This window comes from Pseudomonas sp. LB3P58 (genome assembly GCF_054897895.1).
In genome coordinates, this window is the sequence record NZ_JBUBVE010000001.1 from 2,296,998 (window position 1) to 2,322,406 (window position 25,409).

General features: G+C 58.8%; 23 protein-coding genes. 10 read left to right on the forward strand and 13 right to left on the reverse strand.

Annotation, left to right across the window (positions count from 1 at the left end; all coding sequences use genetic code 11):
• The first annotated feature begins 39 nt into the window (after positions 1-39).
• The gene (locus ACYZTZ_RS10790) at positions 40-1,407 is read left to right on the forward strand and encodes an MFS transporter (protein ID WP_461998161.1); all 1,368 of its coding nucleotides are present in this window, start codon (positions 40-42) and stop codon (positions 1,405-1,407) included.
• Positions 1,408-1,528: 121 nt separating this feature from the next.
• Here the strand turns inward: ACYZTZ_RS10790 and ACYZTZ_RS10795 are convergent, their stop codons facing one another.
• From ACYZTZ_RS10795 to ACYZTZ_RS10850, 12 genes are all read right to left on the reverse strand, one after another.
• On the reverse strand, positions 1,529-2,317 hold the full coding sequence (locus ACYZTZ_RS10795) for an SDR family oxidoreductase (RefSeq protein ID WP_461998162.1): 789 nt from the start codon (positions 2,315-2,317) through the stop codon (positions 1,529-1,531).
• A gap of 59 nt (positions 2,318-2,376) precedes the next feature.
• Complete coding sequence (locus tag ACYZTZ_RS10800; protein ID WP_461998163.1) at positions 2,377-3,924, reverse strand: amino acid ABC transporter permease/ATP-binding protein; 1,548 nt, start codon at positions 3,922-3,924, stop codon at positions 2,377-2,379.
• Positions 3,925-3,988: 64 nt separating this feature from the next.
• The gene (locus tag ACYZTZ_RS10805; protein ID WP_046046875.1) at positions 3,989-4,783 is read right to left on the reverse strand and encodes an ABC transporter substrate-binding protein; all 795 of its coding nucleotides are present in this window, start codon (positions 4,781-4,783) and stop codon (positions 3,989-3,991) included.
• Positions 4,784-4,830: 47 nt separating this feature from the next.
• Entirely contained in the window at positions 4,831-5,901 is a 1,071-nt protein-coding gene (locus ACYZTZ_RS10810; RefSeq protein WP_461998164.1) for an isopenicillin N synthase family dioxygenase, read from the reverse strand.
• Between the two features lie 14 nt (positions 5,902-5,915).
• A complete protein-coding gene (locus ACYZTZ_RS10815) occupies positions 5,916-6,767 on the reverse strand; it encodes a sugar phosphate isomerase/epimerase family protein (RefSeq protein ID WP_461998165.1) in 852 nt (283 codons plus the stop codon).
• 360 nt (positions 6,768-7,127) lie between these two features.
• Positions 7,128-7,556, reverse strand: a complete 429-nt coding sequence (locus ACYZTZ_RS10820) for a hypothetical protein (protein ID WP_461998166.1) — start codon at positions 7,554-7,556, stop codon at positions 7,128-7,130.
• A 106-nt stretch (positions 7,557-7,662) separates the two neighbouring features.
• Positions 7,663-8,193 (reverse strand): DUF2867 domain-containing protein, encoded by a 531-nt coding sequence (locus tag ACYZTZ_RS10825; RefSeq protein WP_461998167.1) that lies wholly within the window; start codon positions 8,191-8,193, stop codon positions 7,663-7,665.
• Between the two features lie 58 nt (positions 8,194-8,251).
• Positions 8,252-9,304, reverse strand: coding sequence for an alpha/beta hydrolase family protein (locus ACYZTZ_RS10830; RefSeq protein WP_462000662.1), 1,053 nt, complete (start codon positions 9,302-9,304; stop codon positions 8,252-8,254).
• Between the two features lie 47 nt (positions 9,305-9,351).
• Positions 9,352-12,372, reverse strand: a complete 3,021-nt coding sequence (locus tag ACYZTZ_RS10835; protein ID WP_461998168.1) for an EAL domain-containing protein — start codon at positions 12,370-12,372, stop codon at positions 9,352-9,354.
• A complete protein-coding gene (locus tag ACYZTZ_RS10840) occupies positions 12,360-13,379 on the reverse strand; it encodes a substrate-binding domain-containing protein (protein ID WP_462000663.1) in 1,020 nt (339 codons plus the stop codon). The genes ACYZTZ_RS10835 and ACYZTZ_RS10840 overlap by 13 nt, the downstream gene beginning before the upstream one ends.
• Positions 13,380-13,793: 414 nt before the next feature.
• Positions 13,794-14,597: a putative hydro-lyase gene (locus ACYZTZ_RS10845; protein WP_461998169.1), complete on the reverse strand. Its 804-nt coding sequence runs from the start codon at positions 14,595-14,597 to the stop codon at positions 13,794-13,796.
• 91 nt (positions 14,598-14,688) lie between these two features.
• The gene (locus tag ACYZTZ_RS10850) at positions 14,689-15,636 is read right to left on the reverse strand and encodes a LysR family transcriptional regulator (protein ID WP_008145748.1); all 948 of its coding nucleotides are present in this window, start codon (positions 15,634-15,636) and stop codon (positions 14,689-14,691) included.
• 267 nt (positions 15,637-15,903) lie between these two features.
• Here ACYZTZ_RS10850 and ACYZTZ_RS10855 point away from each other — a divergent pair, with 267 nt between their 5' ends.
• Both ACYZTZ_RS10855 and ACYZTZ_RS10860 read left to right on the forward strand, forming a co-directional pair.
• The gene (locus ACYZTZ_RS10855; RefSeq protein WP_461998170.1) at positions 15,904-17,166 is read left to right on the forward strand and encodes an OprD family porin; all 1,263 of its coding nucleotides are present in this window, start codon (positions 15,904-15,906) and stop codon (positions 17,164-17,166) included.
• 136 nt (positions 17,167-17,302) lie between these two features.
• Positions 17,303-17,518 (forward strand): TOBE domain-containing protein, encoded by a 216-nt coding sequence (locus tag ACYZTZ_RS10860; RefSeq protein ID WP_008145745.1) that lies wholly within the window; start codon positions 17,303-17,305, stop codon positions 17,516-17,518.
• A gap of 35 nt (positions 17,519-17,553) precedes the next feature.
• Here the strand turns inward: ACYZTZ_RS10860 and ACYZTZ_RS10865 are convergent, their stop codons facing one another.
• Positions 17,554-18,423 (reverse strand): LysR substrate-binding domain-containing protein, encoded by an 870-nt coding sequence (locus ACYZTZ_RS10865; RefSeq protein ID WP_461998171.1) that lies wholly within the window; start codon positions 18,421-18,423, stop codon positions 17,554-17,556.
• A gap of 252 nt (positions 18,424-18,675) precedes the next feature.
• On the opposite strand from ACYZTZ_RS10865, the gene ACYZTZ_RS10870 reads away from it, so the two are divergent.
• The 7 genes from ACYZTZ_RS10870 (at position 18,676) to ACYZTZ_RS10900 (ending at position 25,403) form a co-directional block, all read left to right on the forward strand.
• Positions 18,676-19,518, forward strand: coding sequence for a transporter substrate-binding domain-containing protein (locus tag ACYZTZ_RS10870; protein ID WP_461998172.1), 843 nt, complete (start codon positions 18,676-18,678; stop codon positions 19,516-19,518).
• Between the two features lie 72 nt (positions 19,519-19,590).
• A complete protein-coding gene (locus ACYZTZ_RS10875) occupies positions 19,591-20,442 on the forward strand; it encodes a transporter substrate-binding domain-containing protein (protein WP_461998173.1) in 852 nt (283 codons plus the stop codon).
• Entirely contained in the window at positions 20,439-21,863 is a 1,425-nt protein-coding gene (locus tag ACYZTZ_RS10880; protein WP_461998174.1) for an FAD-binding oxidoreductase, read from the forward strand. The genes ACYZTZ_RS10875 and ACYZTZ_RS10880 overlap by 4 nt, the downstream gene beginning before the upstream one ends.
• Positions 21,860-23,071, forward strand: coding sequence for an aminotransferase class I/II-fold pyridoxal phosphate-dependent enzyme (locus ACYZTZ_RS10885; protein ID WP_461998175.1), 1,212 nt, complete (start codon positions 21,860-21,862; stop codon positions 23,069-23,071). The genes ACYZTZ_RS10880 and ACYZTZ_RS10885 overlap by 4 nt, the downstream gene beginning before the upstream one ends.
• Positions 23,068-23,802 (forward strand): amino acid ABC transporter permease, encoded by a 735-nt coding sequence (locus ACYZTZ_RS10890; protein ID WP_140893106.1) that lies wholly within the window; start codon positions 23,068-23,070, stop codon positions 23,800-23,802. Before ACYZTZ_RS10885 ends, ACYZTZ_RS10890 begins: the two co-directional genes overlap by 4 nt.
• Positions 23,792-24,580, forward strand: a complete 789-nt coding sequence (locus tag ACYZTZ_RS10895) for an amino acid ABC transporter permease (RefSeq protein WP_461998176.1) — start codon at positions 23,792-23,794, stop codon at positions 24,578-24,580. Before ACYZTZ_RS10890 ends, ACYZTZ_RS10895 begins: the two co-directional genes overlap by 11 nt.
• Positions 24,567-25,403, forward strand: coding sequence for an amino acid ABC transporter ATP-binding protein (locus tag ACYZTZ_RS10900; protein WP_461998177.1), 837 nt, complete (start codon positions 24,567-24,569; stop codon positions 25,401-25,403). The genes ACYZTZ_RS10895 and ACYZTZ_RS10900 overlap by 14 nt, the downstream gene beginning before the upstream one ends.
• The last annotated feature ends 6 nt before the right edge of the window (positions 25,404-25,409 follow it).

Sequence of the window (25,409 nt, forward strand, 5' to 3'; positions counted from 1 at the left end):
AAAACAGTGGTCGCTGGGCAATAATAATAAGGCACACAAATGATGACCAAAAACACAACAAGAGCGGATCACGCGGCAGCCATCGAGAGCGCCATCGCCAAATGCCGGTGGAAGCTGTTGCCGTTCCTGGCATTGATGTTTGCCCTGGCAATGATCGATCGCTCCAACGTCGGGTTCGCCAAGGCGGCACTGCAAACCGATATCGGCTTGAGCAATGCCGCCTTCGCTCTGGGCGCGGGTATTTTCTTTATCGGTTATGCAATCTTCGAAGTCCCCAGCAACCTGATGTTGCACCGGGTCGGCGCACGGCTCTGGCTCAGCCGGATCATGATCACCTGGGGGCTGGTGTCCGCCGCCATGATGTTCACCCGGGATGAAACAACGTTTTACGTCCTGCGATTTCTGCTCGGCGTGGCTGAAGCGGGCTTTTCCCCGGGTGTCATCCTGTACCTGACCTACTGGTTTCCGGCCCAGCGTCGCGGCCAGGCCATCGGCATCTACTATTTCGGCTTGCCAATGGCCCTGATGCTGGGCAGTCCGCTGTCGGGCTGGTTGCTGGAAATGCATGGCATGTTCAACCTGACCAACTGGCAGTGGATGTTCCTGGTGGAAGGCCTGGCGGCTGTCGTCGTGGGGATCATTGCGCTGTTCTACCTCAAGAGTAAGCCACAGGATGCCCCTTGGCTGACCCGCGAGGAGAAGGCCGCCCTGAGTCAGGAGCTCGAAGCCGAAGACAAACTCAAACTGGCCCATGGCCCGAAGAACCTGTTGGGCCTGATGCGCAACAAGCGAGTACTGAAGTTCATCCTGATCTACTTCAGCGTTCAGGTCAGTGTGTACGGGGTGATCTTTTATCTGGCAACCCGAATTGCGGAGCTGCTGGGGACCAAGGTCGGCTTGGAGGTGGGCATGTTCATTTCACTGCCATGGCTGTGTGCCGCCATCGCCATGTACTTTGTGACGCGTTATGCCGACCGGCATGGGGCGCACCTGAAGATGGCGATGTGCATGCTCGGTATGGCAGCCCTTGGCATTGCCGCTTCGGCCTTGCTCAACAGCTTTGCCCCGGTACTGCTGGCTTTCTGTTTCGCAGCCGCTGGTTTCGTGACTGTTCAACCGCTGTTCTGGACGCTGCCGACCGGCTACCTCGGAGGGGTCGCCGCGGCAGGCGGTATTGCCCTGATCGGTTCCATGGGCAACATCGGCGGCTTTGTCGCGCCAATGCTCAAGGCCAATATGGAGGTCTGGTTCACCGATCCACGGGCAGGGATGTTGTCGCTGTCGGCAGCGGGGTTGGTAGGGGTTTACCTGTTATGGACGTTGCGCGTATCGAAGGGGCAACTGCAGGTCAATCAAGGTCCGCTGGACGGGGTGGCAAATAACGCCCGGGCACCTTCGAATCCTTGAAACCACAATGGACCGAAAAAAATAGCCGAAGCCTTTTAAGGGCTTCGGCTTTTTTTTGTCCATAAATCCTGCCGGTGTGAGTGCGGTCAGTGCCTTCTCCCGGGTTCAACGCCTGCCGTCTTTATTGGCTGGAGCGAATGGCCCCTCCATCAATCAACAAGTTCTGCCCGGTCAGGTAGCCCGCATGACTGCTGCAAACGAAAGCACACAGAGCGCCGAACTCCTCGGGTGAGCCGAAGCGTTTAGCAGGAATTTCGCGACGGCATTCGCCGAGGAATGCCTCACTGTCTTGCCCCAACTCCTCGGCAGCAGCGATCAGGTTGTCACGCAGTCGATCGGTGTCGAATGAGCCCGGTTGCAGGTTGTTGATCGTCACATTCCGACTGGCAATGTTTTCTTGCCGGGCAAGCCCTGCGATAAATCCCGTCAGACCACTGCGCGCGCCATTGGACAGACCCAGGCTTTCGATTGGGGACTTCACGGCACTCGAGGTGATGTTGATGATTCGGCCAAATCCGCGTGCCGCCATACCGTCTACCGTTGCCTTGATCAACTCGATAGGGGTGAGCATGTTGGTATCCAGCGCCTTGAGCCAGGCGTCGCGGTTCCATTCGCGGAAATCCCCGGGAGGAGGGCCTCCAGCGTTGTTGATCAAAATATCGAAATGCTCATGGGCCACGAGGGCTGCCGCGCGACCCTCCGGCGTTGAAATGTCTCCGGCTACGGCGATGACAGTCACTTCAGGATTTATCGCTCTGAGCTGACGGGCTGTTTCATTCAGCGTCTGTTCGCCTCGGGCGGTGATCACCACGTTCACGCCTTCGCTGACGAGTGCCTGTGCGCAGGCTTTACCCAGGCCTTTGCTGGCCGCGCACACCAACGCCCAGCGTCCTGCTATTCCAAGATTCATGCGTGTTTTCCTGAAAGAAGGAAGTTCAAAGAAAGTGGTTGCCTACTGCCGAACCCTGCTCACGCATGATTCGCAGTGATAGGCAGGTTTGGCGATCGAACACTGATTCCCATAAAGCGCCGCACTCGCTCTCCTTCGGCATCGCAACGTATGGTTTCAGGTGCGGCATCCAGTTGGATATTTCCGTTCTCCATGAAGACGACCCTGTCGGATATCGACATGGCAAAGTCCATTTCGTGGGTGACGATAATCATGGTCATGCCTTCACTGGCAAGGTCGCGTATGACGTTCAGCACATCGCCCACCAGCTCTGGATCGAGCGCTGAGGTCGGCTCGTCGAACAGCATGATGTCCGGCTCCATGGCCAAAGCACGAGCGATCGCCACGCGCTGTTGCTGTCCGCCGGAGAGCTGGTGCGGGTACTTGTGGGCGTGGGCGAGCAGGCCGACCTTGTCCAACAGCGCATAAGCACGGTGTTCGCTCAGCTCGCCCGGGTTGCCGTGGTAACGCGGCGCCAGCGTGACGTTGTCGAGAATGGTGCGGTGCGGGAACAGATTGAAGTTCTGGAACACCATGCCAATGTGCCGCACGCCTTTGCGCAGACGGGCGCTGTTGGGCTTGTCCGACGCTTCGATGAATTTTTCACCGAACAACAGAATGTCGCCTGTATCGATACTTTCCAGACCGTTGACCGTGCGGATCAGCGAAGTTTTGCCGGAGCCGGATGGGCCAATGATCGAGATCACCTGGCCGTATTCGACATTCAGATCAATACCCATCAGCACTTGGTGCGTGCCATAGCTCTTCTGGATGTTCTTCAGTTGCAGGATTGGCGTCGCGTTGCTGCCCGCGGCTTTACGCGCATTGTCGGGCAAGGCTTCGGCGCAGGCCTTGAGCTTGGCCACGGCTGCGGCATCGAGTGTATGCGGCTTGCGGAAGTTCAGGTCCAGGTAGCGCTCCAGACGCTGCAGGAAATAGCCGAACACGGTGACGATCAGCACGTAGTACACGCCCACCGCAGCCAGGGTTTCCATGACCAGGAAGTTGGTGGCATAGAGGCGTTGGCCGACCGTGAGGATTTCGGTCAGGGAGATGACCGAAACCAGCGACGTCAGCTTGACCACTGTGATGTATTCATTGATCAACGTAGGCAGCGAGATACGGAAAGCCTGAGGGATCACGATCAAGCGCTGCATGCCGAACAGGCCGACACCCAGCGCGCGGCCTGCTTCCTTCTGGCCCTTGGCCACGGAGATCAGACCACCACGGTGGATCTCCGCCATGTAAGCCGCTTCGGTGACCACCAGGGCAAGCAAGCCCGAGTAGAAGGGGTTTGACAGAATCGGTCCGCTACCGGGAAACAATTGCGGCAAGTTGTAGACGAAGACCACCAGCACCAGCAACGGGATGCTGCGGAAGAACCAGATATAGACCGCCGCGGGAATGCGCAGTAAGGGCGACTGGGACAACTTGGCCGTGGCCAGGCCAAAGCCTAGCAGCATGCCGAGGAACCAGGCCAGGGCACTGAGCTGGACCACCGTGACGCAGGCCTTCCAGAAGTCCGGCAGGGAGAACAGGGAGATGAAATACGACCAATCGAATTGCATAGGGCACCTCGATCTGCCGCCCCGGTGCAGGGGCGGCAGATGACCAGACTACAAGGACACGTTCTTAGTGGGCAGTCGGTTCTTCCAAGCCATATTTCTTGAGAATAGCGGCGTACTCACCGCTCTTTTTGGTCTCCTCGAAGGCTTTTTGCACGGCCTGGAATGTTTCGTCGTTACCTTTCTTGACGAAGATACCCAGGGTTTGCTGATAGATCGGGTGTTCGGTGGTGATCACTACCCGGCCATTGGTTTTTTCCGCGATCAATTTTGCGGCGCCGGCGATTTCAACCTGGGCCTGAATGTTCTTGGACAACAGGGCCTGGGTCACTTCGGGTGCCGAGGGGTACTCGCTGACGGTGATGGCGCCTTTGTTGTTCGGCACGCAGTACTCATCGGACAGCTTCCTGAATTCCTTGACCCAGGTGGTGCCCTGTTCCAGGCCAAGTTTCAAGCCGCACAGGTCTTCAGGTTTTTTCGCATTGATCTCGCTGCCCTTGGGCACCATGACCGCGGCACCGGTGTTGGCATAGGCGATGGTTTGGGCCTGAGTCTGGCGCTCCGGTGTGATGTACATGCCGGAAATGACCGCGTCGTATTTGGCGGAGTTCAGGCCCAGGATCAGGCTCGGGAACTTGGTGTCGACGAACTCCACCTTGGCGTTCATGTGCTTGGCCAGTGCCGCTGCTATCTCGGGGTCCGAACCCACCACGTTTTTGTCCTTGTCATAGGACTCGAAAGGAGGGTAAGTGATTTCCATACCGACCTTGAACGTGTCTGATGCGGCCATGCTCAACGAGGCACCGAGCATACCGGCTGCCAATACAGCCAGGCTCAACAGGTTTTTTTTATTGTTTTTCATTATTTACAGACTCCGGCGTAGGTAAGGGGTGTAGTTGAAAACTTCAATCAGGACGGTTGAGCCTGATTTTTCAAATGTCCGAAACTGGCGGGCTTGCGTGCCTTGCCTGGCAGTTGAACGTCCCCATTGGCCACCCTTTGGCGCAGATACTGATAGGTCTGCAACGCCTGGCCATACATGTGTTCGCCGATCGTGATTTCTTCGTAGTCGTTACCTCCCTGGGCGAACCCGGGCAGCGGTTTGATCTGGGTGTGATAGTCGCAGGCATAAAACAGTGGAAAGGAATAACGCTCCTCCTTCACGCTCCGCACCCGGTGCGCAGTGGCAACGAATGCGCCTGCCGTCATCACTTCCAGCATGTCGCCGATGTTCACCACAAAGGCATCGGCAATCGGTGGTGCATCGATCCATTGTCCAAGGTTGTTCATCACCTCAAGGCCTGGTTTGTCGGCCAGGAGGATGGTGAAGCACTCATAATCAGTATGGGCGCCAAGGCCCGGTGCGTCATGGGCGGCACCGTCGAAGGGGTAGTGGATCAGGCGCAGCTTGGACGGCGGGCGGGTGACCAGGCTGTCGAAATAGTTTTCTTCAAGGCCCAGGGTCAGGGCAAAGCCGCCGAACAGGCGCCGGCCCAAGGCGAAGATCGCTTCATAGTAGGCCTGCACCGACGCCTTGAAACCCGGCAACTGAGGCCAGTCGTTGGGCCCCAGCAACGGGGTGTTGGCCAACACCAGCGGGTCATCGGCCGGGACTTCGAAGCCAACGTCGAAGGCTTCCTTGTGGTCCGGCTTGCCTTTGGAATAGACCTCTTCGCCTTCGGGTACAAAGCCCTTGTGGGTTTGCGAGGTGCCGATGTAGTGCCGCATCTTGGTGTCGAAGGGCTGGTCGAAAAAGTCCTTGGCAGCCTTGCGCAGGTTGGCGATCAGTTGCGGGTCGATACCGTGATGGGTGATATAGAGGAACCCGACTTCGCTGGCGGCGCGCCCCAAATGTTCGGCCACGGCCAGGCGGTGTTCCAGTTCGACGCTGAACAGACCGGCGATGTTGACCACCGGGATGCTATTGAAGTTGGCATTGTGTGTGTCAGTGCTGGCGCTGTTGTTTTTATTGTCAGGCATGACGCATCGGCTCCCTAAGGATTGCTTGAGTGGTGGAAACGCTCGAAGTGTTCGCGCTCGGTCTGGCCCATCCACACGTTCAATGACCACAGGTCGGCGACCGGTACATTGGTGAAGGGCAAATGATGCAGGTAGCCGTCGGCGCCGAATTCCGGGGTCAGGGTGCTGACCTGGTAACCGCGGGCTTGCTGCGAGCGCCAGATGCTTTCCCAGTGCTGCTGATGGAAAGCCAGTTCTTTTGCATATTCGGGAGCCGCCGGGTGCGGAACCTGCGGGCCCTGGTCGTAACCGACCCGGGCCTGGATATGGTGAACCCGCTCGATGAACGCGCTCAGATCATCGGCCGGGTCATTCAACAGACGCTCGCAGGTCACGACCCAATGGCTGATGTCACTGGTGAACAACAGATCGGGCAGCTGCCGGATCAACTCCAGGGTCACCCAAGGGTTGAACAGCGACCGCGAGCGGTGGGTTTCGAAACTGCAGACCTGACCGTGCTTGCGCGCCAGTTCCAGTGCCTGACCGAAGAACTCCACTTGTTGTGGCAAGGACCAGCGATCGTTGCCCGCCAGCACGTTGACGAAACGTGGGCCGAGCTCGGCGGCCCAGGCGAGTTTCTGATCGAGGTCATTGAGGTGAACGGCAGGGGTCGCCGACTGGTCTGGCAGCACATCGTACGCCGTGAAGACTGTGCTGATATAACCCAGGCGATTGGCGTGGAGAAAGGCGGCGAACTCAGCCCGTTCACGGGCGTCCAGTGGCAGACGTGCTTCCATTCCATCAAAGCCCGCCTGCAGCAGCTCTTCAAGCGCCTGGGCCTTGCTGGCGGTGTAACCCCACAGCGTGCGGAAAATTTCCAGCTTCATCGGTGATCCTCAAAAATCCTCGGGCCTACTGCAAAAGCACTTCGACAAAGCCAGTCGGCGATCAAGGGCCCAACAACGGCAGAGGATTTTCGAGCCGGGTCTCTGCCTGATGGGTCCCACTAAGCGCTGCCGAGGCTAGTTCGCTGTGGAGCCGATGTTAGGCATAGGCGGCGGGGTGGAAGAATCCGAAAGTTCAAATGAATACTTCAGACTTTCGTCAACAAATAGCTAGCTATTTATCGCGCTTTTCAAGAGGGATTTTATGGGCGAGTAGGTGTCTACGCTGGCTATTAGCGAGGGATGCCATTGTTACGGCATCATTTTGAAGAGTCCCAAGCGACAGGCCGGAACTGTCTGGGCTCAACGTCCATATTCAACGTAGGGGCCCAAGTAGAAATCTTGCGTATCCCAGCTGATTCGATAAATCACTTCTTTCCCTGACTTGATGCTGGCCGCGACAGTTTTGATCGCGACACCAGCACATAATCCAGACTCGGCGAGCCCGGTGCCGAGGTTCACTTCACCGGCAGGCAAAACGAAAGATGCCTTCTGGCCGGGACCTATCTTGGCTGCGCGCTGACCATCAATGTAGAACACGACGTCACATCCCGAACCGACAAACCCGTCATCACGGAGAATGGTCAGGCGTCCCGGATCTTTTGAATCCTGGCTTTTGAACGCGTACATCTGATTAGCCGGCACTGGCCGCGCTTCAGAAACCCGCATAGGTGATGTTGCGCAACCGCCCAAGGCCAGCAAGAGCGCCCCCGTTGCGATAATCCTTCGCATAATTGTTCCCTCCTGAAAAAGGGCGAATGTATCAGAGCGTCCGGGCTTGCCGGAACAAGCCTTTCGATGGAAGGGTTGACCTCGGGGGCACACAGCGTTCTCAGCCTTAGGGGCAGGTAGCCAGAGGCCAACCGACTTGCGCTGCACGGAGGAGGCTGGCCTTAACAACCAAGCGGTGAAATGGGGCAATGACGAAGATGTAGACCCGGCCTAGGCGGTTGTGGCACTGGACCACGGTTGACAAAACGAGTTGGTGATTGCCTTCTGGCTCTGCCTCTCCAGAACATAGAACCGATATCCGGAAGTCGAGGTGCTTGTCGTCCTCTCCCAACACGATTTCAGTCTGGTTCGTGCTGTAGACCTTGAAGACTCCAATCCGATTAGCAAGTGATGCCAAGTGTTTGGCTGTCTTGAGACCAAAACAGGCAACGATAGTGTCTCGGACTTTCAAGAGCCATCCGATCCAGGATGGCTGGTGGGAAAAGATGAATCGAGCTAGCAAATCTGGATTGCTGGATGTGCCCGCAGGGAGCCGAATCGCAAAAGCGTCCGCCAGGTTCATCGACTTGTAATAGTGGGAGATGCCGGACCTCAAGGGGACTGGCACGGACGTAATGAGCTCGAATTCTCTGGGCATCGGGGATCTCTCCTGAGTTCTAACTAGTAATTAGACGACATGCTCTCGTACCACGATTTTACAAACTGTCTTCTTTGTAGATAGATGACTGAAGAAACTCTGCTATCAGCGATGTAATCTGCTGTTGAATCACCTCACGCGGGCGAGCGCTGTCGCCATCCCGGCAAATGATGCCATCGCCTGGTACTTCTTCTTCGAGCATTACTTCCGCGCCAGGTTTGCACTCCGACAAGAAACTGAAATGGCTTGCGTCGCTGATTTCGACGTAACGGCTTGAAGCCGGAGGCAGGCGTTTGGCCAGGTTGGCAGACTCCAACTCAGCGGGAAGCTCGCGCGACGGTACGCCGGCAGCGATCACCAGCGCTGGTACCGGCAGCGCAGCCAGGCTTTCATCGGTCATGCCCCGTGAAAGGCCCAGGTCCAAGGTAACCACAGCAGTGACGCGTTTATCGCGCAAATCGGCGGCCAACGCGGCCTTTGATTCTGAGGTGCTTGCGGGGTTTATCTTTCCATAGACGGTGCAACTTGCTAACTGCGGGTGGGCTTTGCAGTCATGGGCGAAGCGGTCTGGATCGAAACGAGCACCGGCGATCTCCAGGGCGGTCCAGCCACCGAGTGAATGGCCCACCACTGCAATTCGGTCATTGGCGACCAAGCCGAATTTTTCAGGTTGAGTCGTGACCCTATCAATGGCTCGGCGCACATCAACGGGCCGCTGCCATAACTGCGCCGCTGCTTGAGGGCTACGGTCATGAGTGGTGGTGCCAGGGTGATTGATTGCGGCGACGATGTAACCCCTATGAGCCAGAGCACTGGCAAGCCAGATCTGGTTGCTCCAGTTACCCCTGTACCCGTGGGAGAGCACCAACAATGGATGCTTGCCAGCAGCGGGCGGCGCGTCACGAACGGCAGAAGCCCCGACGAACACCGCATCATCGCCAATCATTTGCGTGGCTGCGGTCGTTGCACTGGGGTACCAGACGACCATCTCCAGTGCGCGGTCATTGTGCGAGTCCGCCAGCGTGGAAGAGTGGAAGCCGACAGGGTTCTCGTCAGCGAGTGCGATAGTCGTCAGCCAGGTCAACAGCAGGGCGCCAAAAGCTATTTTCAATGTCGTTTCTTCCTTGATCAGATAAGTGCATAGCAACTGCTGAGTCATTAATGCCCGGGCATTGGACTGCTTGGGCGTTTTACATCGCGTTTTCGTCTTACCGGGTCAGGGCTCGCAATGCGGCTCGGTTGAGGCAACCGGGGCGTACGCAGTAACAGACTGATTTCCTCTGCGCTGACCGCTCTGCTGAAAAAGTGGCCCTGAATTTCATCGCAGCCGTTTTCACGCAGGAAGGTTTGCTGCTCTTCGGTTTCGACGCCTTCGGCAATGACCTTGAGGTTGAGTTTGTGCCCCAACGAAATCACCGCGGTGGCGATGGCTTTGTCGTTCTCGTTGTCGGGCAGATCGCGCACGAAAGACTGGTCGATCTTGAGTCTCGCGATCGGGAAGCTTTTCAATGCTGCGAGGCTGGAGTAGCCGGTGCCGAAGTCGTCGATCGAGAGGCTGATCCCCATTGATTGCAGTTCCTTCATTTTGCTGATGGCTTGCTGAAGGTCTTGCATGATCAGACTTTCGGTCAGCTCCAGCTCAAGGTACATCGGGTCCAGTCCGGTTTCTTGCAAGGCATGCATCACCCGGTCGATCAGGTCCCTTTCGATGAACTGGCGTGCTGAAATATTCACCGACATGGTGATCGGCGGCCAGCCCGCATCCTGCCAGTCCTTGTTCTGTCTGCACGCGGCATGAATCACCCAGTCGCCGATGGGCACGATCAACCCGGTCTCTTCGGCCTGCGGAATGAATTTGATTGGGGACACGATGCCGAGTTCGGGGTGCTGCCAGCGGATCAGTGCCTCTACGCCGATAATCTGACCTGACTGCAAATCCACCTGTGGCTGGTACAGCAGCAGGAACTCGTCATGGTTGAGTGCGTTTCGAAGCCCGTCTTGCATGGCGAGCTTGCCCTGAACCTTGTTTTTCATCTCGCTCGTATAGAACTGGTAACTGTTGCGACCCAGTTCCTTGGCCCGGTACATGGCGGCGTCCGCGTTGCTGAGCAACGTGTCGGTATCGCTGCCGTCGGCAGGGTAGGTGGCCAACCCCATGCTGCAGGTGACGTGGAGTGTATGTCCGCTGAGCTGAATCGGCCGCAGGATGGCTTCCTGGATTTTGTGCAGGGCTGGAGTAACGCCGTCGAGGTCTGAGGGCTGGTCGAACAGGATGATCACAAACTCGTCGCCACCCAGTCGCACGACGGTGTCGGTGCGGCGTACACACTCCAGCATGCGCTGGGCGACGGTTTTCAGCAGTTCGTCTCCAGCACTGTGCCCAAGGCTGTCATTCACCAGTTTGAATTTGTCCAGATCGAGAAACACCACCGTCACCAGGCGGTCGTAGCGCTGAGCATAAAGTATTGCCTGCTTGAGGCGGTCTTCGAGCAGTGTGCGATTCGGCAGCCCGGTCAGTGCGTCATGGTCGCCCATATAGCGAATGCGCTTTTCGGCAAGTTGGCGTTCTATCGCAATGCCGGCAAGCGGTGTCGCCATGTCGATCAGTCGCGTCTCGGCCGAGCTAGGGCTGCGTACAGTGTTGGAATACAAGGCAAACGTACCCAATACCTTTCGCTCATGGGACAGAATCGGCGTCGACCAGCAGGCGCGAAATCCATAGGGTGCAGCAACTGAACGGTACTCCTCCCACAGCGGATCCAGCTCGATATCCGTGACGATGACCGGTTCTCGTCGATACACCGCGGTGCCGCATGAACCGACGTTCGGACCGATCGCAATCCCGTCAATGAGCTGGTTATAGGCTTTCGGTAAACTGGGTGCAGCCCCGTGCAGCAGGTGCTTGCCATCCTCATCCAGCACCAGGATGGACACCATCATCCCCTGCAGTTGGGACTCCACCAGGTGAGCCAGGCTGTCGAGGACTTCTGCAAGCTCGGTGCTCCTGGCGATCAGCTCCAGGACATGACGTTGTCCGGCACGGATGACGGCTTCTTGCTCTAATCGGCTGTTTTGCAGGGCGAGTCGCTCTGTGGCGATACTCAATTGGACCGTTCTTTTTTCCAGCTGAAGTCGGTCTTTGAGAAATTGATTCACCGCGCGAGCCATGTTGCCGATCTCGTCCTTTCCATGTTCCGCCATCATCAAATGCGTTTTGTCAGTGTGCTCCTGACGCAATTGCCGGCTTATTTCATTTAGACGCGCGAGCACATGACGGCCCATGAAGACCCGGGTCACGAACCAGGCGAACACCAGGCTGGCGCCCAACATGATCAGCACCCATTGCTGGCTACGATTTGAGGCCTCGACCAGGCGCTGCAGGGCTTCGCGATAGTCTTCCGTGTAAGCACTGGATTGCGCACGGGCAACCGCGACCAGAACCCCGGCCTCATTCTTCAGTTCCTCATTGAAGCGCTGTATGACGTTGTGCTGATTGATCAGTCTCAGGCGCAGGGAGAAGAGATCGGGCGTCTCCACATCAGCGTCGGGTAACTTGCCTGCGGTGCGTGACAGGCGCTCATATCGGATCCGCAGCCGTTGCACGGCATCACTGTCAACAGCCTGCGGCAGATCGAAAAGCAACATCGCCAGTTCCAGGCTGGCCCGGGTCTGAGTCGCGGTTAACCGGGTGGTGTGATCCTCCATGGTTTGCTCGAAGGTGACCTCGGTTTGCAGCAGGCTTTCTCGCAGCTGCGCAACGATGTTGGCGGTATTGCGGAACATCTGACTTGACTGATGCATGTCGAGTATTGCCACGCCACTGTTCGCGGCAGTCAGCTGCTGCACCAGTTGATCAAGGGCTTCAAGCTGTTCGACGGTCGCCGCATAGCTTGAACGCAGGGTGTCGGAGGAGCGGGTTGTCAGAAGCTGATCGGTCTGGCGTTCGATCAGCAAGGTACGCTGCAGCATGTCTTGCCCATCTTGCATGCGGACCAGTCGTTCATCCGTCAGCTGGCGGGTGGCATTGTTTGACGTGCGCAAGGCGTAGACCGCCGTTGCACCACTCGCCAGGATCAGCAGCGCCAGCGTCAGAAACGCCAGTGTGAACTGTGCGCGTAGCGATTGCGGCAATAGCTGGCGTCCGAGCCGGGAAGTAACGTCCAATATCAGGGATTCCATTGGTGGCGATAGATGTCTCGATAGCCATTGTCAGGGTCGTACTGGAATTTCTTCCCGCCGTCGAAGGCGATATTGTCGGCATTGACCAGGTGAATCGGCGCGACGAAGCCGCTCACCGGCTGACCTGCAAACAGCCGGTTCAATTCATCCATCACTTGCCAGCCATGCAGGTTGAGTGGCTCGGCCACGGTGACGGTCTGGTAGGTTTTTGCCTGTATGCGCAAGAAAGCCGAAGCGCTGCCATCACCGGCAGACAACAGACTGATGCCGTCGCTGGGTATTGCGGCGTTGGTCAATGAGGCAATCGAGTAGTCGAAATAGATATCGTTGATGGCCAGCGTGTGGGTCCAGCGCTTGCCATAGCGCTGAAGCAGCTCCTTGGTGATCGCCGGCATCTTCTCGCCACTTTCGGAGATCGCGACATCGCGCACTTCCAGCAACGTACATTCCGGACAGGCCCGAATGACGTTTTCCATGGCCTTGGCTTTCGCCATGGCGATGCTGTACTTGGAGTCGGTCAGGATGACCACGCCGGCGTGTCCGTTTGACTGTGCCACTGCCGCCATGGCCGTGAGGCGAGCCACTTCGAGCGGGTCGGTCGTGACGTTCATGGCCACCGGCGTGCCGTCAATCGGCCCGGGTCGTGCCCCGGCGTGCCAGCCAACCACCGGCACATCCCGTTTGGCGAAGAGGATCAGTGCCGCATTGTTCTCAAGGGCATCGGAGCCGCACAGAATGAGGCCGTCGGGTTTCGCTGCCAGGGCATCGGAAAAGGCCTTTGCGCGCCCGGCCGATGATCCAGCGCCATCGAATATCTTCAGCGTCCAGCCCATCGCCTTGGCTGCCTCGCGAGCGCCCTGCGCGACACCGACAATTCCTCCATTACGCAAATCTTCTGCGACAAAGGCGATGCTCTTGCCCCGCAGGACTTGCGGGCCGGATTCAGGGCCGCTCCAGCGAACGGCATCGAGGGTGGCCCTGGAAACGATTTCCTGCGCTTGAATCACCGTAACCGTGGCGTTTTCGGCGCCCGCTGCGGTTGGCAGGTTCTGGCCGAATCCGGGCGTTGCCGTGAAAAGACAGAAAACCGTAATTGAAGCCATCCAGAGTGGCCCGGGCCTGATCAGACGGGTTCGATCACCGTCTGTGATGCCGGGTCTGGAGCCGATGGCGCGATCATAGTCTGGCATGGCGTCCCTTTTTGCCAAGAGTGCAGCGTTCACTGTCCGAAAGGATAGTCGGTTCTGCCGTCATCTGGTCTTTTGTGGGTAATGTGCGCGAACTTTAGTCCTGAACATTCAGGAAATGGGGCAGTGTCCATGGCACAAAATGAGGGACGAAGGCCAATTGCATCGTTGACCACATTGAGTGGTTTTACAAGGCTTCGGCACAATCCACTGAACTCAAGCACACCCACGCCTTTACAAAGCACTGTTGTACAAATCCGTCACCAGCATGCAACCGGGGGCATGGGTGATGCACAGTGGCGGACGTGACGCCTGCACCACCGATTGAGGCGTCACACCACACGCCCAGAACACTGGTATTTCGTCAGCTTCAATGGGGACGGCATCACCGTAGTCCGGGGTGTTGAGCGCGTGGATGCCGATCAGCGACGGATCGCCGATGTGCACGGGAGCGCCGTGGACGTTGGGCATACGTGCGGTGATTTGAATGGCCTGGATGGCGTCGGCGGCTTTCATCGGCCGCATGCTCACCACCAGCTTGCCACCGAGGCGAGCGGTGGGGCGCGTGTCGATGTTGGTCTGGTACATGGCGACATTGCGCCCCAGATCGATGTGCTTGAGGGGGATGCCGGCATCCAGCAGCGGTTGTTCGAAGGAGAACGAGCAGCCGATGGCGAAGGCCACCAGGTCATCCTGCCAAAGGTGTTCGATATCCAGCGGTTCTTCGCTCAGTTCGCCATGGCGATAGACCCTGAATCGGGGCACATCATGGCGAATATCAATGGCTGTCCCGAGATTGCGAAAGTACGGATCGCCCGGCTCGGTAATGTCGAGCAGTGGGCAGGCTTGACGATTGAGGGTGCAATACCTGAGGAACTCGTTGGCCCAATCACTGGGCAGAATCACAATATTGGCTTGCACCCGGCCTTGGCCCAGGCCGCTGGTGTGACCCTGATAGTGCCCGGCGGCGATGCTTTGGCGCAGGGCGAGAGGGGTGCTGCGCTGCAGTTGTTCGAAGGACAGGGCGGGCTGATTCATCATGGCATCTCGGCAGGATCGTTGACCCTTTTTAGAAAACCGCGGTGATGCCGTCCAACAAGGAATGTTATTGCCCCCAGACAACTAAAAGTTATTCAGGGGGTAGTCGACTGTCGAGGCCCGGTGCCGCCACCATGAGTAGCGGACCGACATCCGCCGCGTATTGGCAGACCACCTGACGGCTCATCTCGACGATGTTCTCGATCAGTTCCAGTCCGACCCCGGCGCGCCACGAGGCCACGACATCCAGTTGCGGCAAGCGGCTGCCGGGATCCAGCTGGATCAACTCGCCGCTGGCCAGGGGTTTGGCCACCAGTGCCGCCGGCAAGGCGCCGATACCGAAGCCGTCACGAATCAGCCGGGTCATGGCCGACACCGAGTTGACGCAACTGACGCGCGGTGCGCCGATGCCATGAGCGTGCAACAGGTTGAGCACATCCTGATGCGGTCTTGAGTGTTTGACGAAGGTGATGATGCGCTCGCCGGCCATCTCGGTGAGCGAGGCATAAGGCCGGGCATAGATTGAGTTGCTGGCGGCGATCCAGTGCATGGGGTAGTGCGCCAGCTCAAGGTTGCGCACGCTTTCGTGGCGGATCAGGTCCGTTTGAAAAACGATATCCAGATAGCCCTTTTGCAGTTGCTCGCAGAGATTGCGCGCGGCGTCGGCGGTGATCTCGATTTCCACGGCAGGGAAGGTCTGCATCAGGGTCGACATCAACGGGCTGAGCCAGGTGTGAATCACCGTATCCATCACGCCGATGCGCACCAGCCCTTGCTGCGGACTGGTGTTGTCCAACGAGTGTTTCAGTGCGCGCTGAACCTCAAGCATCTGCTCGGCATAGTCGAGCACCTTGAGACCTTCGGGCGTCAGCGACACCCCGCGTGAATCGCGCACGAACAGGCGCAAGCCCAACTCATCTTCCAGCGCGGCGATCCGGCTGGAGATCGCTGCCTGAGTGCTGAACATTTTCTCGGCGGTCAGGCTGAAACTTTGCAGGCGGGCGACCCAGACGAAGGTTTCGAGGAATTTGAGGTTCATGGCGGTTCCCTTGGCGCTTATGGCTCTTGTAATGAAGGGGCGAGTTGCAATTGTTACTCCAGAGTCCGCCATCGCGGGCATCAAATTTTCTTATGCATAACCTCGTCTTTTTCCCGTTTGACGCCGTTCTGCCTCGACACGAAGAATCCGCTCCACGACGCAGGTCGCCTGCGTCCGCCCCCCACGACAACGCCTTCACAAAAAAACAATGAGGCGTGTCCGTCATCTTCGCTTGCTGCTGCAGGAACCTCTTCCATGGGAAAAATCATGACTGCCCACGTGCCTTCAAAAGCGGGTCGCACCCGCCCATTCAATGGGTACGTCCCGGTTGGTACATTGCTCGGCCTGGGTCTGCTCTGTGCACCGGCCGCTCAGGCGGATTTCGTCGCGGACAGTAAAGGTAGCCTTGAAGCGCGCAACTTCTACTTCAACCGCGATTTTCGCCAGGACGGTTCGCGCGACAAGGCCGAGGAATGGGCGCAGGGTTTTCTGTTGCGGATGGAGTCGGGTTACACCGCGGGCACGTTGGGGTTTGGCCTGGATGTTTTGGGCATGGCCGGTTTCAAGCTGGACTCCGGTGGCAGTACGGCGGGTACCAATCTCTTGCCGCCGAATGGCTCCGGCGGCTCACAGGATCGCTATGGTGAGTTAGGCCTGACGGGCAAAATGCGTATGTCCAACAGCACCCTGAAATTCGGAACATTGCAGATCAAGGACCCGGTGGTGAGCTCCAACGACACACGCCTGTTGCCCGGAACGTTCAAGGGCGGCCTGGTGAATGTGCAGGAAATCGATCGTTTGAAGCTAACGGGCGGTCAACTCACGCAGATCAATTTTGTCGACTCCACCGACTATCAGGACATGACCGCCAACCGCATTGGCGGGCAGAGCGACAGGTTTCAGTTTGCCGGGGCTGACTATCAGTTCCTGCCGAACCTGACCGCGCAATACCGCTACGGCCAGCTTGAAAACATCTACCAGCAAAATTACCTCGGGCTTGTGCACGCGCTGGACCTGGGCGCCGGCCAGTCGCTCAAGAGCGACGTGCGCTATGCGCGCAGCACCGAAGACGGCAACTTTCGTGATATCGACAACCAGGCCTTCGGTGCGTTGTTCACCTATAGCCTGGGCGGCCATGCGTTGGGTTTCGGCTATCAGCGCATGAGCGGCGACGATCCGTTTCCGTATATCGGGCGCAGCGATCCGTACCTGGTCAACTTCGTGCAGATCGGTGACTTCGCCAACATCGAGGAGCATTCCTGGCAGGCGCGCTACGACTACAACTTTGCCGCACTCGGTGTGCCGGGATTGACCTTCATGACGCGCTACATCTCTGGCGACAATGTGCAACGCACTGCGCCGGGTGAAGGCAAGGAATGGGAGCGCAACACCGATATCGCTTACGTGGTGCAGGACGGTTCGTTGAAAGGGCTCGGCCTCAAATGGCGCAACGCGTCAGTGCGCTCGAACTTCGGTAATGACCTCGATGAGAACCGCCTGATCGTCAGCTATACCGTGGCGTTGTGGTAAATGCTGGGCGGACTTTATATTCGATATAGGAATAAGCAAATCGATATTTATTCCTTTTAATATTTGTTCGTGAGGTTCATTTTGAAGGCCTGCACATCCGTGCGGATGTATTCGACATCAGACAGGAAGCCTCATCATGACCATCAAAGCGATCAACGTCCGCAACCAGTTCAAGGGTGTCATCAAGGAAATTGTGACAGGCGAAGTGGTCTCCGAAATCGATGTGCAAACCGCCTCCGGCATCGTCACCTCGGTGATTACCACCCGTTCAGTACGCGATCTTGAATTGAAAGTGGGGAGCGAGGTGATTGCCTTCGTCAAATCCACCGAAGTCTCGATCGCCAAGCTCTGAAATGGCCAGGGCTTGAATCCGCGGAGCCGCTCACGTCAGGAAAAGGACAGCCCCTGGCTCGCACGAATCAAGTCATAGGCCTTGCGGGCAATCAAGTTGGCGGTGTTGGGCCTGATCCACAGGTAGTAGGTCACGTCCGGCAGTCGCGGCAATCCGTCATTTTCACCCAGCACGCGCATGTCTGGGCCGAGCATCTCCATGCTTCTGGGGGTGACACCCAGGCCTGCACGGGTCGCGGCCTTGATGCCAATCAGATTCGACGCCAGGTACGCCTGGCGCCAACTGATGTTGGCGCGTTCCAGCGCCTCCAGGGCATAGCGTCGGTAGATGCTCGGTTCGTCCACGAGGATCAGTGGTAACGGTTCGCTGGGGTTGTGAATGTACTGCGCCGAGCAGATCCACCACACCGGCGAAGTGCGTAAGGCGAAGCCTTCCAGGCTTGGGTCCTGGCGGGTGGAAATCACCATGTCGACCTTGCCCCGGTGCAAGTCGTCCATCAGAAACGGGCTGCGCCCGACATCGATCTCCAGACGCAAGCGCGGTGCCGAGCGGGCGATATGGCTGAGGATCGGCGGCAGGATGGTGTCGGCAATGTCGTGGGGCGAACCGATGCGCAACACACCACTCAAGCTGCTTTCACGCAGGGAGTTCAGCGCATCGTCGTTGAGCGACAGCATCTGCCGGGCATGACGCAGCAACTGCAAGCCGGGTTCGGTGAGTTGCTTTTGCCGTCCGCGCTTTTCGAACAGGCTCACCCCCACTTGCTGTTCCAGACGTTGCATGTGTTGGGTGACCGACGATTGCGTGCGGGCCAGTTGCGCGCCGGCCTCGGCAAAACTGTGGTGATCAACCACGGCAATGAAGGTGCGCAGTAATTCGAGATCGAGGGTGGGTGAGGTCGGCATGGCCATTTCCGGGGCTGTTTTTATATCAAGGCTGAAAACATAAACATTACGTTTATTTATGTGTTTTTGCTGGGTTTTTCACTTATAGAACTTTAGCGCCAGTAAATACTGGTCTTGTTGAAGTGCACTCCCGGTGAGAGCACGGGAAGTTATAACGATATTAGATATTTGAATTTCCGTTACTTCAACGCTGTACCTAGGATGCCTCCACATCAGGTCGGGGTACGCCGATCAATCATCAGGGGAAGATCCATGTCGAAAAAGTGCTCAGCCGTTAAACAATTGTTGCCTGTGATGCTGGGCGCCTTGATCTCGCTGGTTGCCAGCACCGGTGCCCGGGCTGATGCAACCTTGGACAAGATCGAGCAACGGCATGTGCTGGTGGTCGGCGTATTGCTGTCCGGCGGCCCGTTTGGCGGGATTGATCCAGCGAGCCAAAAGCCGCGCGGTTTGAATGTCGATCTCGCTCAGGAACTGGGACGGCAACTGGGCGCCGAGGTGGAGCTGGTGCCGGTATTGCCCGCCAACCGCGTGCAGTTTTTGCAGCAGGGCAAAGTCGATTTGCTGATTGCCAACATGGAGTGGACGGCCGAACGCGGCGAGATCCTCGGGTTTGTGCCGACACCGTTCTACCGCGTAGGCGGAACCGCAGCGGTGTTGAAGGACAGCAAGATCACCCGTTGGGAAGACCTGAAAAACCAACCGGTCTGCACCTCCCAGGGCAGCAGCTACATCAAGCCGCTGACCGAGTTGGGCGTCGAGATCAAAGCCTTCAAGAGCTCTTCGGAATCCCTGTTGGCGTTGCGCGGCAACAATTGCGTCGCGGCAGTGCATGACGCCACGCTGATCAATCCGCTGCTCGCCGGCACCGCCGAATGGCAGGGCTATCGCGCGCTTACGCCGGAACTCAATCCCGCGCCGTCGGTGATCTGGACCCGCCTTGGAGAAAGCGATACCCAGGCCAAGCTCGATTCGATCATCAAGGAACTGCACCGCAGCGGCTGGTTGATTGAGGCCCAGACCCGCAACCACATCACCCCCGCGTCGCCCGCTCTGGTGGAGCTGCAGAAACAGTTCCAGGCCAACGGCGCCTGACCCCCGGTTCTCCACCTCATCGTTTTCAACAGACCGTCTCTTTTACCGGGCGGTCGTTCAAGGTAGTCGTGCATGAACCGATATTTTTCCGCCAGAAGCCTGGCCACGCTTTGCCTCGCCTGGTCCGCCGCGTTAGGCGCCAGCCTTGCCCAGGCCGATGCCACGCTGGACAAGATCGAGCAACGCCCCGCCATCAGCGTCGGGGTGATTCTCAGTGGCCCGCCATTCGGCACCATCGACCCGAGGACCGGTGAACACCTGGGCTACAACGTCGAACTGGCCAAGGGCATCGCCAAGGCGTTGGGCGTCGAAACGAAGACCGTTTCGGTACTGGCGCCCAACCGCGTGCAGTTCCTGCAGCAGGGCAAGGTCGACATCCTGATCGCCAATATGCAGTTCACCGAAGAGCGCGGCGAGATTCTCGATTACGTGCCCACACCTTATGAAGAGGTTGGCGGCGCGGCGTTGATTCGCAAAGGCGCTGGCGTGACTCAATGGGCTGATCTCAAGGGCAAGCCGGTGTGCGTGTCCCAAGGCAGCAACTTCATCAAGCCCTTGCAGGAAACCTACGGCGCAGAGATCAAGGCGTTCCGCAGCCAATCCGAATCGTTGTTGTCGCTGCGCGGCAATGGTTGCGTGGCGGCGGTGCATGTCAGTCCGACCATGCATGCGCTGCTGAGCGATGCCGAGTGGGCTGAGTATGAAATCCCGCTGCCGGGTGATTTGATCCCGTCGAACTCGGTGATCTGGCTGCGCAAAGGCGAGCACGATACTCAGGCAAAACTGGACGCCATCGTGCGCGACTGGCACCGCAGCGGCTGGCTGATCGAATTGGGCGAGCGCACCGGTATGACGCCGTCCCAGGCGTTGCGTGATCTACATGAGCAGTACCGCAACTCGACTCCGCTGGCGTCGCAACCATGAGTCGGCAATTGTTTGTGGCCTTGCAGCAACTGCTCGGCCCCAGCCATGTGCAGAGCAGCGAAGAGGCCGCGCCTTACCTGACCGACAAACAGGGCCGTTACGTCGGGCAGGTCATCGCGGCGGTGCATCCGGCGAACACCGAAGAAGTCGCGGCCGTGGTCCGTGCCTGTGTGGCCAGTGATACGCCGGTGGTGGTGCAGGGCGGCAACACCGGGCTGATGGGCGGCGCGACCCCGGATGCCAGCGGCCGAGCGGTGTTGCTGTTGCTTGATCGTCTGAATCGTGTGCGGACGGTGGACACCGACAACGACACCCTGACCGTCGAGGCGGGCTGCATTCTGCAAACCGTCCAGGAGGTTGCTCGTGACGCCGACCGGTTGTTTCCCCTGAGTCTGGGCGCCGAAGGCAGTTGCACCATCGGCGGCAATCTGGGCACCAATGCCGGCGGCACCGCGGTGCTGCGTTATGGCAATACCCGCGAGCTGACCCTGGGCCTGGAAGTGGTCACCGCCGAGGGCGAAATCTGGAACGGCTTGCGCGGCTTGCGCAAGGACAACACCGGTTATGACCTACGCGACCTGTATATCGGCAGCGAAGGCACCCTCGGCATCATCACCGCCGCGACCCTGAAACTCTTCCCGCTGCCCAAGGCGCAGGCGACGGCACTCTTGGCTTTCGACACCCTGGCCCAGGCGGTGCAATTGCTGTCCCATGCCCGCGCCGGTTTCGGTGCCAGCCTCACCGCGTTCGAACTGCTCAGTGCTGACTGCCTCGCGCTGCTGCGCGAGCAATTTCCGCAAGGTCCGCAACCTTTTCTCGGCGCCAGGCAGCCTTGGTTTGCACTGTTGGAACTGTCCGACAACCACAGCGAAGCCCATGCCCGCCAAGCCTTTGAAGAAGTGCTGGGGGACGCCTTCGAACGCGAGTTGCTGGCCGATGCGTTGATCGCCGAAAGCCTGGCTCAGAGCGAAGCCTTGTGGCTGTTGCGGGAGAACATGAGCGAGGCGCAGAAGCGTGCCGGTCGCAACATGAAGCACGACATTTCAGTACCGATTTCCCAGGTCGTGGCGTTTGTCGCCCACACCGATGCGTTGTTGCAGGCAAATTTTCCCGGTGTCCGCCACTTCACCTTCGGCCATTTGGGCGACGGCAATCTGCACTACAACGTTGCTCATCCACTTGATTCAACGGTCGAGGCGCATATGGCTAGCTACGCGGCGCTCAGCTTGCTGGTTCATGACAGCGCCCATGCCCACGGCGGTTCGATCAGCGCCGAACACGGCATCGGCCAGCGCAAACGGGACATGCTGGAGCGCTACAAAAGTCCGGTGGAACTCGACCTGATGCGCCGGATCAAGCAGGCGCTGGACCCGAAAAACCTGCTCAATCCGGGCAAGGTATTGGAGGTGGTGCCGTCATGACGCTTCGTCTGTCCAAGCGCGTGCAGCGCGTCTCGCTGTCGGCCAATGCCGCCGCCAAATCCCAGGCCACCGCACTGCGTGATGCCGGTCGCGACATTCTCGACCTGACCACCGGCGAGCCGGATTTCGACACCCCCGAACACATCAAACAGGCTGCTTATGCCGCCATCGCCGCCGGTGCCACCAAGTACACCCCGACGCCGGGCGTAAAAGCCTTGCGTGTTGCCGTGCAACGCAAACTCCAGCAGGAAAACCATCTCGACTATCCGCTGGAATCGATTGTGATTGCCAACGGGGCGAAGCAGATCATCTTCAATGCCTTCGCCGCGACCCTCGACGACGGCGATGAAGTGCTGGTGCCGACGCCGTACTGGCCGTCCTTCCCGGACAGCGTGCGCTTCAATGGCGGCGAGCCGGTGTTTATCGAGTGCGCGCTGGCGCAGGGCTGCAAGCTCACCGCAGAACAGCTGAACCAGCACATTGGCGAGCGGACTCGCTGGCTGATCCTCAACGGTCCCGGCAACCCCAGCGGCGCGGTGTACAGCGCGGCTGAATTGCAAGCCTTGGCCGAGGTGCTGCGTCGCCATCCGCAGGTGCTGATCCTGCTGGATGAACTCTACGAACATATCCGCTTTGACGGTCAGCCCGCGCAGAGCCTGCTCAATGTCGCGCCGGACTTGCAACCGCGCTGCCTGCTGGTGGGCGGTGTGTCGAAGACATACGCCATGACCGGCTGGCGCATCGGTTTTGGTGCCGGGCCGCAAGTGCTGACCAACGCCATGGCGGTCGTGCAATCGCAATCCACGTCGGGGGCCTCTTCGGTGGGACAAGCAGCTGCGTTGGCGGCCTTCGAGGGTGGCCTGGATTTTCTGCCGGAGCAGGTGGCGGCCTATCAGCAACGCCGGGATTTACTGGTGAGCGCCTTACGCGATGTGGACGGTCTTGAAGTGCTAGAACCCCAAGGTGGTTTCTTCGTGTTTGTTCGCTGCGCCGGGTTGCTGGGGCGTTATCGTCCGGACGGCGTATGCCTTCACAGCGACGCTGATGTCGTGGCGTATCTGCTGGAGGCGGGCGTGGCCGGTGTGGCGGGCAGCGCTTACGGTCTTTCACCGTGGTTTCGCCTGTCCATCGCCACGGCGACCGACAGCGTTACCGAAGCCGGGCGTCGCATCGCTCACGCCTGCGGGCAATTGCGGGGCGAACCATGAGTCATTGGCTGGAGCTTTTTGTCCACTGGACCGCCGGGTTGGGCCTGAACTACGGTTTTCTGCTGGACGCCTACCAGCGGGGAACCCTGGAGCAGGGTGCGCTGACCACGGTGCTGCTTTGCCTGTTCACCATTGTCGGCAGCCTGCTGGCCGGTGTCGGATTGGCGGCGATGCTGACCTCTGGAAAACCCTGGCTGGCGAAACCGGCACGCATATTTGTTGAGGTCACCCGCAACACACCGACGCTGGTGCAGCTGTATTGCGCCTTCCTGGTGCTGAACATGCTGCTGACTCAAGCCGTCGGTGCGGCCAACCCGCTGACGCCGTTCGCCTGGGTGGTGATCGTGATCTCGTTGCACAAGGGCGCGTTCCATGCCGAAGCCTTGCGCGCCGGCATCGAGGCGGTGCCGACCGTGACGCTGGAAGCCGCCAGTTCGCTGGCGTTCAGCAGCCGTCAGTTGCTGTGGAATGTGCAACTGCCATTGGCCCTGCGTTTTGCCTTGCCGTCGCTGATCAACAACTTGATCGATCTGGTGAAAATGACGGCTGTGGCCTCGGCCATTGCCGTGGGGGACATCACCTACGCGGCGATCATGATCTGGACCCAAAGCGACAACGTGCTGGAGCTGATGATTCTGATCCTGAGCTTTTTCGGCCTGCTGAGTTTTATCGTCAATTGCGTGGGGCGCTACCTTGAAGCGCGCCTGAGGATGCCCGGCTATGGCCATTGAATCGTCCGTCAGCGCACCGGTGGCCTGGCCTCGGCGGCATGTTGGCAAGCTGCTGTTGTTGGTTTGCGTCGTACTGTGGCTGGTGTATTTCGCCCCGCAAAGCCCGGTGTTCAAGGCCTTGTTGCAATGGTCGCCGGCGCTGGCCGTGGGTTTTGGCCAGAACATTCTGATCAGCCTCGTCGCCATCGGCCTGGGGTCGTTGCTGGGGCTGTTGGTCGGAGCGTTGGCGCTGTCCCCACTTCGACTGCTGCGCTTGCCGGCACGGATCTGGGTGCAGATATTTCGCAATGCGCCCTGGCTGGTGCTGATCTATTTCACCACCTATGTGTTTCCGTTCGAGATCCACATCGGAAGTGCCTATGTCTCGTTCCCGGACTGGGTCAAGGTCACCCTCGGCCTGGCCTTGCCGGCGAGTGCCAACGTCGCGGAAATCTTCCGTGGCGCCATTGCCTCGATCCCCAGCACCCAATGGGAGGCCGCACGTTCCCTGGCGTTCACTCGAGGGCAGATTTTCCGTTCGATCATCCTGCCGCAGTGCTTCAAACGCATGTTGCCGCCGTGGATGAACCTGTATGCGGTGATCACCATGGGCACCGCGCTGGCGTCCCTGGTGGGCGTGCATGACGTGATCGACACCGCGCAAATCGCCAGCAACACCGTGAACATGACCGGCTTCACCGTGGTGATTTACCTGAGCCTGTTGGTGCTGTTCTTTGCCTATTGCTACCCGATTTCCCGACTCACCCAACGCCTGGAGCGACGTTATGCCTTCTACTGAAACCGTCGCCGAGCCCTTGGTCAGCCTGCGCGACTTGCACCTGTCATTTGGCAATAATCCGGTGCTCAAAGGCATCGACCTCGACGTGCATCGCGGCCAGGCCGTGTCGATCATCGGCCCGTCCGGCTCTGGCAAATCGACCATCCTGCGCTGCATTACCGGCCTGTTGCAGCCCCAGCGCGGCAGCATCCGCGTCGGTACGACCGAGGTTCACACCCTGGCCCAGGAAGCCCAGCGCATCGAATTGCGCAAGCGCGTCGGGTTTGTGTTCCAGCAATACAACCTGTTCCCGCATTTGTCGGTGCTGGAGAACCTGGTGATTGCCCCGCGCAAGGTGCTGGGGCGCAACCGGGTCGACGCCGAGAAAGACGCCCGCGCCTTGTTGGCCAAGGTGCGGATGGAACACAAGGCCGATGCCTATCCGGGCCAGCTCTCGGGCGGTCAGCAACAACGGGTGGCGATTGCCCGCGCCCTGGCGATGCGTCCGGAACTGATTCTGTTTGATGAGGTGACCTCGGCCCTCGATCCGGAAACCGTCGGCGAAGTGCTGACGGTGATTCGCGAGCTGACCGAAGAGGGCATGACCTGCGTGCTGGTCACCCACGAAATGCGTTTCGCCGAAGAGATCAGCGACATCGTTTACTTCACCGAGAACGGCGTGATCGTCGAGCACGGCAGCGCCGCGCAAATCTTTCAGCACCCCACCAGTGAGCGCACCCAGGAGTTTTTGCGTCACGCCCTGGGTGATCCGGGGCGCCGGCCGCCCATCGCCAATGATCCGTATCTGTTGACCAACCTGGGTCGTTACAGCCTGTCCGTCTAATACCGA

Excerpts from the sequence above, each read along its gene's own strand:
- ACYZTZ_RS10790 (WP_461998161.1), top strand. The coding sequence starts at position 40 with ATGATGACCAAAAACACAACAAGAGCGGATCACGCGGCAGCCATCGAG.
- ACYZTZ_RS10795 (WP_461998162.1), bottom strand. The coding sequence starts at position 2,317 with ATGAATCTTGGAATAGCAGGACGCTGGGCGTTGGTGTGCGCGGCCAGC.
- ACYZTZ_RS10800 (WP_461998163.1), bottom strand. The coding sequence starts at position 3,924 with ATGCAATTCGATTGGTCGTATTTCATCTCCCTGTTCTCCCTGCCGGAC.
- ACYZTZ_RS10805 (WP_046046875.1), bottom strand. The coding sequence starts at position 4,783 with ATGAAAAACAATAAAAAAAACCTGTTGAGCCTGGCTGTATTGGCAGCC.
- ACYZTZ_RS10810 (WP_461998164.1), bottom strand. The coding sequence starts at position 5,901 with ATGCCTGACAATAAAAACAACAGCGCCAGCACTGACACACACAATGCC.
- ACYZTZ_RS10815 (WP_461998165.1), bottom strand. The coding sequence starts at position 6,767 with ATGAAGCTGGAAATTTTCCGCACGCTGTGGGGTTACACCGCCAGCAAG.
- ACYZTZ_RS10820 (WP_461998166.1), bottom strand. The coding sequence starts at position 7,556 with ATGCGAAGGATTATCGCAACGGGGGCGCTCTTGCTGGCCTTGGGCGGT.
- ACYZTZ_RS10825 (WP_461998167.1), bottom strand. The coding sequence starts at position 8,193 with ATGCCCAGAGAATTCGAGCTCATTACGTCCGTGCCAGTCCCCTTGAGG.
- ACYZTZ_RS10835 (WP_461998168.1), bottom strand. The coding sequence starts at position 12,372 with ATGGAATCCCTGATATTGGACGTTACTTCCCGGCTCGGACGCCAGCTA.
- ACYZTZ_RS10845 (WP_461998169.1), bottom strand. The coding sequence starts at position 14,597 with ATGAATCAGCCCGCCCTGTCCTTCGAACAACTGCAGCGCAGCACCCCT.
- ACYZTZ_RS10850 (WP_008145748.1), bottom strand. The coding sequence starts at position 15,636 with ATGAACCTCAAATTCCTCGAAACCTTCGTCTGGGTCGCCCGCCTGCAA.
- ACYZTZ_RS10855 (WP_461998170.1), top strand. The coding sequence starts at position 15,904 with ATGACTGCCCACGTGCCTTCAAAAGCGGGTCGCACCCGCCCATTCAAT.
- ACYZTZ_RS10860 (WP_008145745.1), top strand. The coding sequence starts at position 17,303 with ATGACCATCAAAGCGATCAACGTCCGCAACCAGTTCAAGGGTGTCATC.
- ACYZTZ_RS10865 (WP_461998171.1), bottom strand. The coding sequence starts at position 18,423 with ATGCCGACCTCACCCACCCTCGATCTCGAATTACTGCGCACCTTCATT.
- ACYZTZ_RS10870 (WP_461998172.1), top strand. The coding sequence starts at position 18,676 with ATGTCGAAAAAGTGCTCAGCCGTTAAACAATTGTTGCCTGTGATGCTG.
- ACYZTZ_RS10875 (WP_461998173.1), top strand. The coding sequence starts at position 19,591 with ATGAACCGATATTTTTCCGCCAGAAGCCTGGCCACGCTTTGCCTCGCC.
- ACYZTZ_RS10880 (WP_461998174.1), top strand. The coding sequence starts at position 20,439 with ATGAGTCGGCAATTGTTTGTGGCCTTGCAGCAACTGCTCGGCCCCAGC.
- ACYZTZ_RS10885 (WP_461998175.1), top strand. The coding sequence starts at position 21,860 with ATGACGCTTCGTCTGTCCAAGCGCGTGCAGCGCGTCTCGCTGTCGGCC.
- ACYZTZ_RS10890 (WP_140893106.1), top strand. The coding sequence starts at position 23,068 with ATGAGTCATTGGCTGGAGCTTTTTGTCCACTGGACCGCCGGGTTGGGC.
- ACYZTZ_RS10895 (WP_461998176.1), top strand. The coding sequence starts at position 23,792 with ATGGCCATTGAATCGTCCGTCAGCGCACCGGTGGCCTGGCCTCGGCGG.
- ACYZTZ_RS10900 (WP_461998177.1), top strand. The coding sequence starts at position 24,567 with ATGCCTTCTACTGAAACCGTCGCCGAGCCCTTGGTCAGCCTGCGCGAC.